Source organism: Globicatella sanguinis (assembly GCF_002847845.2).
GTDB classification, from domain to species: Bacteria; Bacillota; Bacilli; order Lactobacillales; family Aerococcaceae; genus Globicatella; species Globicatella sanguinis.
This window is the reverse complement of sequence record NZ_CP126962.1, coordinates 954,438-966,504: the sequence shown is the minus strand read 5'-3', so window position 1 is coordinate 966,504 and position 12,067 is coordinate 954,438. Positions and strand designations below refer to the sequence as shown.

Below are 12,067 nucleotides of genomic sequence, written 5' to 3'. Positions count from 1 at the left end.
ACTAGCTTTGACAGATATTTACAGTCAAATTTAGCAAGATAACCGAAAGTATCATGTTTGTAAGTTTGTAAAGATAACAATCGATTTTTAACAAGGAGGATTTTAGCTTTATTAACGTACCTAATGTATAAGGCTAAAGATAAAGAATACAATGGAAATATTAAAATTAAAGACCATTACAGAGTTTTTTGAAAAAGGATTAGAACAGCATATACGTTATAAAACGACACCAATTGAGTTAATGGAACCAATGACCTATTCATTATTAAATGGCGGTAAAAGAGTACGTCCCGTCATGTTATTATGGGTCTTAGCAATTCAATCAATGGATGCAGTAAAGGCAGGTCTCAACACCGCTAATGCCTTAGAAGCCATTCATACTTATTCGCTCATCCATGATGATTTACCAGCGATGGATAATGATGACTACCGCCGTGGTATGTTGACTAATCACAAAAAATTTGATGAAGCGACCGCTATTTTAGCTGGGGACGCTTTATTAACTGATGCATTTGGCATGATTGCTGATGATGACCAATTGAAGCCTGAGCAAAAAGTAAAATTAATCAGTTTATTAAGTCAAGCGGCTGGTTCAGTTGGTATGGTGGCAGGACAAGTGTTTGACATTCAAGCCGAAAATAAAACGATCACTCATGAACAATTAGCAAATATTCATTATTTAAAAACAGGTAAACTCTTTTTATTTGCAGTGCAAGCGGCAGCCATTATTGCCAATCTAACCACTTCAGAACGTCAATTATTAGAAACATTTGCCACTCATTTTGGACGAGCTTTCCAAATTCATAATGATATTATGGATGAAATTGGCACGCCAACTGAAACGGGTAAAAAAACCCAAGCTGATAGTGAATTACATAAAGCTACTTATCCGGCTTTACTGACTTTAGAGGGAGCAAAAGAGGCTTTGAATGCTGATTTAGAAGAGGCTCGATTAGCATTGAAAGAGCTAACTGAGACTACTGGAAAACCTTATGACAGTCTTGAGGTTTTCTTACAATTTGTAACATTGGAGCAATAAAATGAAAAAAGAAAGAATAGATAAACTAGTTGTCCAAGCCGGTCTAACCGAGTCTAGAGAGCAAGCGCGTCGTTTAATTATGGCGGGACAAATTTACGACCAAAATAATCAACGCTACGACAAGCCCGGTGAAAAAATACCGGTAGACTCAGAACTTCATATTAAAGGGAAAATAATGCCTTATGTTAGTCGTGGCGGCTTAAAATTAGAAAAAGCAATTAAGACTTTTGACATCGATATGGCCGGTCACCGTCTATTAGATATTGGTGCTTCTACTGGTGGCTTCACTGATGCTGCGTTACAATTCGGCGCTGAAATGAGTTATGCTCTTGATGTTGGCTACAATCAACTCGCTTATTCATTGAGAGTCGATCCACGAGTGGAAGTCATGGAACGTCAAAACTTTCGTTATTCGACACCAGCCGACTTTACTAGGGGAGAGCCTACCATCGCGAGTATTGATGTGTCATTTATTTCCTTAAGACTCATTTTGCCACCGCTGATTGATATTCTAGCGCAAGATGGTTATGTATTAACATTAATTAAACCTCAGTTTGAAGCTGGACGTGAGAGAGTTGGAAAAAATGGTATTGTTAAAGATCAGCAAACACATATTGATGTGGTCACAGAAGTATTACAATTTGCTAGTTCAATTGGATATACAGTTGAAGATTTAACTTTTTCACCGATTACCGGTGGTGAAGGAAATATTGAGTTTTTAGCTAAATTAAAAAATGCCAAACAATTAAATAATCAAAGTTGGCAACAGATTAAGATTGAAGAAGTAGTCAAACAAGCACATGAAACATTTTAATTGAGGTGTACTATGCTACAAAGTTTAACCATTGAGTCTTTTGCGATAATTGATCAAGTAACGATTGATTTTTCACAAGGAATGACCGTTCTATCGGGAGAAACAGGTGCCGGAAAATCCATTATTATTGACGCTTTAGGCATCTTATGTGGTGGACGTGGATCAAATGAATTCATTCGACAAGATAGTGAAAAGTTGGTGGTCGAAGGGTTATTCTCTTTTAATGAGCAACCAACTGCGCTTATTCAATTATTAGAAGAGCTATCAATTGATACGGAACATTTACTTGAAGATGGATTAATTATTCGCCGTGAAATTAACAGTCAAGGTAAAAATTTAATACGGGTGAATGGACAATTATTAAATGTCACTGCCCTAAAAAGAATCGGTAGTCATTTAGTCGATATCCACGGTCAAAATGAACACCAAGCCTTATTAGATAATACGCAACATTTAAGTTTAGTCGATCAATTAGGCGATCAACAATTTATTCAATTAAAAGAAAAATACCAAACCGCGTTCGAACAGTATGCTGCGATTCGTCGCCAATGGTTTAAGAGTCAAAAAAATGAACAAGAGCAAATGCAACGCTTGAGTTTTTTAGAGTTCCAAGTGAATGAGATTGAGGCAGCGCATTTAGTCAAAGAAGAATATGAACAATTAGAGGCCATTAGTGCCAAATTGCAAAATGCGACAAAGATAACCCACGCGATGGAATCGATTAATTATTTAATGTCAGATAGTGACAGTAGTATTTTGGGAAATTTAAGTGAAGTGATTGATGAATTGAATCAAATTAAAGATTTTGATGATCAATATCCAGCGATTTTAGACCAAGTCAAATCCATTCGAATTGATTTACAAGAAATCGCGCATCAAGTAGCGATGAGTAATGACGGTTTTGATACGGGGGATCAATCGATTGATGAGGTCGAAGCCCGTTTAAATGAGTTAGGCCAATTGAAACGTAAGTATGGCATGGAAATTGACGAGATTTTGGATTATTATGATCAAATTTCTGAAGAAATTTACCAAGTTCGAAATCGCGAAGCTTACTTAAAAGATTTAGCTTTAAAATTTAACACAGCTTATCAAGAGGCCTTAACACTAGCACAACAATTAACTGCCGAACGTCAAAAATTGGCCAAAGGGTTAGTTACGGCGATTGAACATGAACTAGCAGATTTATATATGCCTCATAGTCGCTTTGAAGTAAGATTTAATACTTTAGCAACCGAACAAATTGAATTAGATGAGCTAGGGACGGTAGAGTGGATTAATTTATCACTTGAAGGGCAAGACGAGGCAGAGTTTTATGCGATGACCAACGTCGGTGAAGCAAGCAAACCTCTCGTTAAAGTAGCCAGTGGTGGCGAACTCTCACGTTTTATGCTAGCTTTAAAAGCCGTTTTTAGTCGCCAATTAAGTGAACATACGATGGTCTTTGATGAGATTGATACCGGTGTATCAGGGCGGGTAGCACAAGCGATTGCTGAAAAAATTGCCCAAATTGCCTTTCATAATCAAGTGCTTTGTATTACCCACTTGGCACAGGTAGCGGCCATTGCCCATGAACAATTATATATTCAAAAACAAGTCGCCAATAATCGGACCTCAACGGTCGTCAATACTTTAACGACTAATGAGCGCCGCGAAATCTTAGCACAAATGATGTCCGGAAAAACCATTACGGATTCATCATTACAAATGGCGGATGATTTATTAACGGAAATGGCTCGCTTTAAAAATAACTAAGTAAATATTGATAAACTCAGTCAAGTAAGTGCTTGTTAAAGACAAGCGTAGTGTTGAGTATTGTCAGGTAAAAATAAAAAAATCATTTGGGTTCCATCTAATTATTTTAGTGCGTAGTGTTGAGTGAGACTGGGCAAAACTCGCTAATTTCTGCTTCTTGCCCCTAACTCACATCTCAGTTGGATGATCAGTTTAATCGGTCATTTTTAAATCAAGATTAATTAAATTTTACTAGAAAAACAATTAAAGGAGGTGGCTTCAATGAAAATCACGAAAATTGAAAAGCAAAAGAAAAATAGCGAACGCTATTCACTTTATGTGGATGATGAATTTTGGATGGGAGTCAATGAAGCCGTCCTAGTTAAATTTGCTTTGTTTAAAGCACAAACGGTCACAGCTAAAGATTTAAATGAAATTGCCGAAGCAGAATATCAACATTCGATTTATAATCAAGCGATAAAATATTTAGCCCATGGCTTAAAGACGGTAAAAGAAACGCGTGACTATTTAATAAAATATTTATCCGATCGCCATAAGGAACAAGAGGAGCAACCGCATCCTAATGAAGCATTATATATTGAACAAGCGATTGAGAAATTGACGGAACAAAAATACTTAAATGACTTATTTTATAGTCAATCATATGTGCGCACGCATGCTAATTTAAATCAAAAGGGACCAGAATTATTAAGGCGTGAATTGCAACAACAAGGAGTCGCGCTGCATTTAATTGAGGAGGCGATGCTAGAATATCATGCTGAGTTAGAAGTGGAAAATGCTCAAGCACTCGCTGACAAATATGCGCGGATTAAAAAGCAGTATCCACCCAAAAAACTGATTGAAAAAACGCGACAAATGTTGCATAACAAAGGCTATGATTATGATCTGATTCAACAAGTGATTCATGAAGTGGATTTATCAGCTAGCTCAGAACGACAAGATGATTTATTAGCCAAAGAGGCTGAAAAGCAATTACGTAAATGGCGCCGCAAACATTCAGGGTTTCAATTAAAGCAAAAAATGACTGAAAGTATGATGCGTAAGGGCTTTGATTATGACTTAATTAAAGCGTGGATGGCTGAAAATGAAGAAGCATTTATTGAAGAATAAAGTCAAGTGAGTGTTAATAAGGAGTAGATATAGGATGGGCATAAACTTAATAAATTTAGTTAAGATTATTGTTTGTTAATTAATAGCACAGTGGTGAGTGGTCTCAAACGGCGTCTTAATGTAGCTGAGATTAATCTTGAAAAGTCCAGTCAAATTAATGGTCATTAATTTATAACGCAGTGGCTGAGTGGTCTCAAGCTGCGTCTTTCGACTTGTTTGAGACCTACTCAACTTTGCGGGGGTGGGCAGACGAAGCGAAAATTATTTAATTTTCTACTTCTTGCCTACTCCCATGATAACTCGACAGAAACTCATTTTGATTTTTTGAACAAGAGGAAGGAGCGTTTTGTGACTCAAGTTTTAGCAAAATATGGATGGGATGATCAAAAAGTCAAAGGATTTCGAGTAGCGCTCTTAGATTGGTATGATCAAAACAAACGTGATTTACCATGGAGACGCACTCGTAATCCTTATTATATTTGGATTAGTGAAATTATGTTACAGCAGACACAAGTAGCAACTGTTATTCCTTATTTTGACCGATTTATTAAGGCATTACCAACAATTGAGGCCCTCGCTAATGTTGAGGAGCAGGAATTATTGTTATTATGGCAAGGTCTAGGGTATTATTCGCGTGCACGTAATTTAAAAGTGGCTGCCCAACAAATAATGGAACATCATCAAGGTCAGATGCCACAAACGATGCCGGAATTATTAAATTTAAAAGGAATAGGCCCCTATACTGCAGCAGCGATTGGGAGTATGGCGTTCGACTTAGTAGAGCCGGCAATTGATGGTAATCTATTAAGAGTGACCGCCCGCATGTTTGAATTGGATGCTGATATTTCCAAACCAAGTTCAAGAAAGATTTTTGCGGAAATTTTATATGAACTAATTGATCCAGAGCGACCTGGAGATTTTAATCAAGCGATGATGGATTTAGGGGCAACGGTGATGACACCGACCAATTATTATCCAGAGGACAGTCCCATCAAGGATTATGATCAATCATTTATTAACGAAACAGCTGCGCTCTATCCGGTTAAGAAAAAGAAAATCAAAAATACCAAACATCAAATGTTGGCGTATCGTATTCAAGACCTAAAAGGCTCAGTGTTATATCGTCAACATAGAGCTGATGAACTCTTAACAGGGTTATGGCATTATCCAATTTTTGAGTATGATATTGTCTTAGAAAGTGCGACTGAAGATGAATTATTAACGCCCTTAGAGGATTATTTTGAACAAATAGGATTAGGCTCCCTCAAGTTAAAGCTGATGATGAAACCGGGTCAAATGATCGAGGCTTTACCGAAAGTGAAGCATATATTCTCACATCGGACCTGGAACTTACAAGTGGTGCCGGTTAAATTAGAAGGTGATTTACATGATTTAGTGGCCGGTAGTCAAGGACTCACCACGACGGCTAGCGATCAAGAGCATCCTATTTCGACTTTACAGCAGAAACTGCAAGCAAGATGGGAAGGAGTGAATCGATGAAACAACTATTACAATATTTTAAGGGCTATCAAAAAGAAAGTATTTTAGGTCCTGTATTTAAACTATGTGAAGCATTATTAGAATTAACCGTCCCGATGATTGTCGCTCGCGTCATTGATGAGGCGATTCCTTCAAGAGAGACCTCGCAAGTATTAAGATACATATTCTTAATGATTGTAGTGGGCTTAGTCGGGTTTATTTTAGCTATCACCGCTCAATACTATTCGGCTAAAGCGGCGGTTGGATTTACTCGCCAACTTAACAATGATCTTTTTAAGAAAATTATGGCCTTACCTCAAGCAGAAGTGGATAAAAATTCACCAGCAAGTTTAGTTAACCGCATGACTTCCGATACTTTCCAAATGCAAACGGGCGTCAATATCTTTTTTAGACTATTTTTACGCTCTCCATTTATTGTTATAGGTTCATTAGTCATGGCGATGCAAATTGAAAGCCGTGTAGCCTTAATTTTTACTACCATGATTATCTTATTATTTGTGGTGGTCGGAGGCATCTTAAAATTAACGAGCCCGATGTTTACCAATGTGAGAAAACGTCTGGATCATCTAGTACAATTAACCCGACAACAAGTAAAAGGGATGCGTGTCATTCGTGCATTTAGACAAGAAGCAAGAGAAATTGAAGAATTTAAGAGTACTAACCAACACTTAAATCTTGAACAATTAAAAGCGGCGAATTGGAGTGTTCTAACCAATCCTTTGACCTATGTGATTGTCAATGTTTGCTTGGTACTGATTATTTGGCAAGGCAGTCAGTGGGTAAATGTCGGTAGTTTAACGCAAGGTGGCTTAGTGGCACTCGTTAATTATCTATTACAAATATTAGTGGAACTAATTAAATTAACCATGGTTATTAGTACTATGAATAAAGCGATGACCAGTGCTAAACGAGTCGTGGAGGTCTTTAATTTAGAAGATGAAGCCTCAACTTTTGAGCAAAATGCTGTTACCAATTCGCAGTCATTGTACGAATTTAATCAAGTGCAATTTTATTATCCCAATACCCAAGCGCCAGCTTTAGACCAGTTAAATTTTACAATCACTAAAGGCGACTTTTTTGGCATTATTGGAAGTACCGGTTCAGGAAAATCAACCTTAATTGAATTATTGACTAAAAATTACGACCCAACCGCTGGCCAAATTAGCGTCAATTCACAGTTATTAAATACGGATACTCGCAGTGGATTACGGGAATCGATTGCTTTAGTTCCTCAATTGGCGACATTATTTAAGGGCACCGTACGCAGTAATTTATTATTAGCTAATCCGGATGCAAGCGATGAAGCGATGTGGCAGGCGTTAAAAGTTGCTCAGGCAGATGGCTTTATTAAAGAGAAAAATGGTCTCGATACAAAAGTAGAAGCCTTCGGACGTAATTTTTCCGGTGGTCAACGTCAACGTCTGACATTAGCACGGGCTTTAGTTAAAGAAGCAGAAATCTATATTTTTGATGATTCAACTTCTGCCTTAGATTATTTAACAGAAGCTAGTTTCCAAAAAGCACTAAAACGACATTTTGCTGATAAGACGATTATTATGATTTCACAACGGACTCATAGTGTTTTAACAGCCAATCAAATTTTAGTGTTGAATGAGGGGAAACAAATTGGACTCGGAACGCATGCTCAATTATTGGAGGACTGTCCGATTTATCGAGAAATTGATCAATCGCAAAAAGTAGCGGAGGTGAAGGAAGATGAATAAAAATAATACTTCAACCTTTAAACGATTACTCGGCTTATTTACAGTCTATCGTTGGCAATTAATGATGGTGTTGTTAATGACCGTCTTACAAGTAGCTTTTTCAATTTTAATCCCGATATTATTAGGACGGGCAGTTAATATGATTGTTGGTCCAGGACAGGTACAAATTGAACCATTAAAAGTCATATTATTCCAAATGGCCCTCGTAATTATTGGTAATACCATCATCCAGTGGCTAGCGCCTTTATTGTACAATCGACTCGTTTATACCACGACAACAGCACTAAGACAACAAGTATTAGAAAAATTGCACCATCTCCCATTAGCTTATGTGGATCGATTATCAACAGGAGATTTAGTGAGTCGTGTCGTAACCGATGTCGAACAATTGAGTGATGGAATTTTAATGGTCTTTAATCAGTTTTTTGTCGGCGTGCTAACGATTGTGGTCACCATTATTACCATGGGTAGTCTTGATTGGCGGATGATGTTAATGGTCGTTGCCTTAACGCCATTGTCATTGATTTTAGCGCGAATTATTGCGGGGAAAAGTTATCGTCTGTTCAGAAAGCAAACGGAATCTCGTGGTGAGCAAACACAGATGATTGAAGAGAGCATTCAACAAATTGAGATTTTACGTGTGTTTAATGCACAACCGGCAACCAATGAACGATTTAAACAAATCAATCAACAATATGCCGATCACTCACAATCAGCGATTTTCTATTCATCGATTACCAATCCGGCGACACGCTTTATCAATGCGACGATCTATGCATTGTTAACCTTTGTAGGTGCCACGCGTATTATTAAAGGCAATTTCACCGTCGGTGAGTTAACGACCTTTTTAAATTATGTTAATCAATACACTAAACCGTTTAACGATATTTCGAGTGTCTTAGCTGAAATTCAAGGTGCTTTTGCTTGTGCTGAACGCTTATTTGAAATTTTAGATCAGCCGAGTGAAGTAGAAACGGGCACTCAACAATTAAATGCCGATTCAGTGGAAGGGCGTGTTGACTTTCAACAAGTCGATTTTAGTTATGTGCCAGACCGTCCGTTAATTGAGGATTTGAATTTAGCAGTAAAAGCTGGCCAAAGAGTGGCCATCGTCGGACCAACCGGAGCCGGTAAATCGACCTTGATTAATTTATTAATGCGATTTTACGACGTGAATCAAGGACACATTTTATTAGATGGAACGCCTATCATGGAGTATACTCGTCAATCTTATCGTGAAAACTTTGGGATGGTGTTACAAGAAACTTGGCTTAAATCGGCCACCGTTCATGAAAATATCGCCTTTGGTTATCCTAATGCCACGCGTGAGTTAGTAGTAGAAGCTGCAAAAGCAGCCCATGCGGATCATTTTATTCAACAATTACCACAGGGGTATGACACCTACTTGGATAATGGTGGCGATGCTTTATCAATCGGACAACAACAATTATTATCGATTGCTCGCTTATTTGTTAGAGTTCCGCAATTGTTAATCCTGGATGAAGCGACATCGTCAATTGATACGCGAACGGAAATTCTTATTCAAAGTGCCTTTGAACAATTAATGCAAGGACGTACTAGCTTTATCATTGCCCACCGATTATCAACCATTCAAACAGCGGACTTAATCTTAGTGATGCAAAATGGCCAAATAGTGGAACAAGGTAATCATCAAAGTTTGATGAAGCAACAAGGATTATACTATGAAATGCAACAAACAAGAAATGTGGAAGAAGCATAACATAAATAGATTCAAAGCAAAACGCTTGGTAAGACTAGTTAATTTGAGACGGTTGTCTTTAGGGACATAACCTCAACATATTCTAAACAAAACTCCCCCAATGAAATGAAAGTTTCACTGGGAGAGTTTTTTGTTATTCGTCTAAAGTATATTGGCCTGCTTGTTTAGCAATATTCAAGGCTCTTAATTGTGGTGTTTTCTTAAATTGATTAATCTCCACTTTTTTCAATATCTTCGCTAATAATTTGATAGCAGGAACAATAAAGTCACCTTTATTTAACATCACACATTCACTACGCGCTCCTTCCACCACGTCAGTCAATTCTGCACGCGCTGGAATACCATTATCAACGAGGTTAGCGAGTACTTCGGTTGCCCACACTACTGGAACCGAAGCAGCTTCACAAATCCACATGATTTCTTGTTGTAATTCTGCTAAGCGAACGTATCCTGCTTCAACAGCCAAATCGCCACGGGCAATCATGATCGCTGTAGGGTTTTTACTGGCAGCGGTCATAATAATTTCAACAATATTTTCAACGGCTTGGCTGTTTTCAATTTTAACCATTAATTGCATTTGATTCGCTTTATCGCCAAGTAGTTCTTTTAATTTAGCTTGAATGTCATCAACATCTTTTTTACTGCGAATAAAAGAAAGATTGATTATATCAGCCCATTTTGCTGCAAAAGCTATATCTTGTTCATCTTTTTGATCGATAATATCGATATTTAACAAAGTGTCTGGGAAGTTAATGCCTTTTTGAGCTTTAATACGACCAGAACCCCCTTTTACTTGATCGATTTTTAAGACAGCCCCATGTTCTTGAACTTCAATGACATGAGCTCTAAAAGCTCCGTCATCAAAAAATACCCGATCGCCCTCTTTTATCTGTTTGTAAACACAAGGGAAGGGACAACCTAAATAAACGACATAGTCTGAATTAGCTTCAATATGTTTAATATCAGAAAGTAACTTAACATGGTCTCCTACTTTGACTTTATTCTTTTTAAAATAAGAAAATACCCAATCGACCCTTAATTTCGGACCCGCAATATCCATTTGAATCTTGACTGTTTTATTGAGCTTTTTGCAGCGGTCTCGAACTAATTCAATCATTTGTTGCCAGATTTCTGGGTTATCATGAGAACAGTTAATGCGTGCCACATTCATCCCAGCCCGTAGCATTTCATCGATTAGCTTAACATCAGTGGCCGCTTCAGTCGGTAAAGTAACCATAATGCGGGTTCGATAGTCTTCCGGGGAAGGTCCGAAAATTTTGTCGGCTTGTTGATCGAGTAGCTGGATACCTTGATTGAATTGCTCGACTGTTGGATAGTCATGACTGGTCTCATGGCCAGATAAATTGGCTAGATTAGCTCTTAAAGCTTGCAGCGTCACAATCGTTTTAGCTTCCGAACGACCAATCGACGATAAACCTAAGGGGATTAATTTTTGTTGTAAAGGCCTTAAATCTTTTTGGCGTAAAGCAAGATAGGCGGCTAAGTTTTTAGCAGGTTCGATAAATTCTTGACGTTCAATTTTATCTTGCCAACGGTCATAAAAATGTCGGCCATTCGTTAAAACATATTGATATAAACTGTCTACATCGTGATAAATCTGTTGTAGCATTTCTCTTGAATTTTTTACCATAATATCCTCCCTCTTTTCTTATTGATTAATGTAATAATTTATTCATCTTTGTCTCACTCTAATCATATCAGAATGTGTCAATAATAACCATAGTAAGCACTTACAATATTTAGGTTATATGATGAGTCGAGATGAGGGATTGTCTCAAAGTTAGGGGCCGGCCGACAATCAGAGCTTAGTTAATCTAAAAGGGGTAGAGGCTGGGTGTAATTTTTAAATTCTGTTAAGTCATACCTATTTCATGAAAAGTGCTGTGGTTTAGTGGCCTCAAACTTCGTCTTAAACAGGTGTTTGAAACAACCCCCCCTTAAATAATTCAATCAAATGAATTTTTATATTTGACAGAAGTAAAATAATATAGTTTAATTATACCCATAGGGGTATATAAAATTAAGAATCAGATTAAAAGGAGGTAACTTATGTGGTTTTTTGGACCCAGAGTAGAAGCAATCAAAGCTGATGAAATCAACAATCAGCTATTAAAAAAGTATCAATTATTGGATGTGCGAACACCAGCAGAATTTAAAAGCGGGCATATAAGCGGTGCAATCAATCATCCCTTAGCACAAATACAATTCTTTCAAGGCAATAAAGACAAGCCTATTTTAGTCATTTGCCAAAGTGGTATGAGAAGTCGTCAAGCAGCCAAAGCTTTAGTGAAAAAAGGCTATCAAGTGAAAAATGTTAGTGGCGGAATGAATGCCTGGCATGGGCCAGTCAAAGGAGGATAATA

9 protein-coding genes are annotated in these 12,067 nt (G+C 37.5%); 8 read left to right on the top strand and 1 reads right to left on the bottom strand.

The window, feature by feature from the left end:
• The first annotated feature begins 151 nt into the window (after positions 1–151).
• From CYJ72_RS04155 to CYJ72_RS04125, 7 genes are all read left to right on the top strand, one after another.
• Positions 152–1,039 carry a polyprenyl synthetase family protein gene (locus tag CYJ72_RS04155; RefSeq protein WP_284630632.1) on the top strand — a complete coding sequence of 296 codons (888 nt, stop codon included), beginning with the start codon at positions 152–154 and terminating at the stop codon, positions 1,037–1,039.
• 1 nt (position 1,040) lies between these two features.
• Entirely contained in the window at positions 1,041–1,853 is an 813-nt protein-coding gene (locus tag CYJ72_RS04150) for a TlyA family RNA methyltransferase (protein WP_066124523.1), read from the top strand.
• Positions 1,854–1,865: 12 nt separating this feature from the next.
• On the top strand, positions 1,866–3,608 hold the full coding sequence (gene recN, locus CYJ72_RS04145) for a DNA repair protein RecN (protein ID WP_284630619.1): 1,743 nt from the start codon (positions 1,866–1,868) through the stop codon (positions 3,606–3,608).
• A 261-nt stretch (positions 3,609–3,869) separates the two neighbouring features.
• Complete coding sequence (locus tag CYJ72_RS04140; protein WP_284630613.1) at positions 3,870–4,718, top strand: RecX family transcriptional regulator; 849 nt, start codon at positions 3,870–3,872, stop codon at positions 4,716–4,718.
• Between the two features lie 348 nt (positions 4,719–5,066).
• Positions 5,067–6,218 carry an A/G-specific adenine glycosylase gene (mutY, locus tag CYJ72_RS04135; RefSeq protein ID WP_066125241.1) on the top strand — a complete coding sequence of 384 codons (1,152 nt, stop codon included), beginning with the start codon at positions 5,067–5,069 and terminating at the stop codon, positions 6,216–6,218.
• Positions 6,215–7,942: an ABC transporter ATP-binding protein gene (locus tag CYJ72_RS04130; protein ID WP_284630607.1), complete on the top strand. Its 1,728-nt coding sequence runs from the start codon at positions 6,215–6,217 to the stop codon at positions 7,940–7,942. Before mutY ends, CYJ72_RS04130 begins: the two co-directional genes overlap by 4 nt.
• Complete coding sequence (locus tag CYJ72_RS04125; protein WP_066125246.1) at positions 7,935–9,683, top strand: ABC transporter ATP-binding protein; 1,749 nt, start codon at positions 7,935–7,937, stop codon at positions 9,681–9,683. The genes CYJ72_RS04130 and CYJ72_RS04125 overlap by 8 nt, the downstream gene beginning before the upstream one ends.
• A gap of 133 nt (positions 9,684–9,816) precedes the next feature.
• Here the strand turns inward: CYJ72_RS04125 and CYJ72_RS04120 are convergent, their stop codons facing one another.
• Positions 9,817–11,334, bottom strand: coding sequence for a pyruvate kinase (locus CYJ72_RS04120; protein ID WP_066125248.1), 1,518 nt, complete (start codon positions 11,332–11,334; stop codon positions 9,817–9,819).
• Positions 11,335–11,753: 419 nt separating this feature from the next.
• On the opposite strand from CYJ72_RS04120, the gene CYJ72_RS04115 reads away from it, so the two are divergent.
• On the top strand, positions 11,754–12,065 hold the full coding sequence (locus tag CYJ72_RS04115) for a rhodanese-like domain-containing protein (protein WP_101813415.1): 312 nt from the start codon (positions 11,754–11,756) through the stop codon (positions 12,063–12,065).
• The last annotated feature ends 2 nt before the right edge of the window (positions 12,066–12,067 follow it).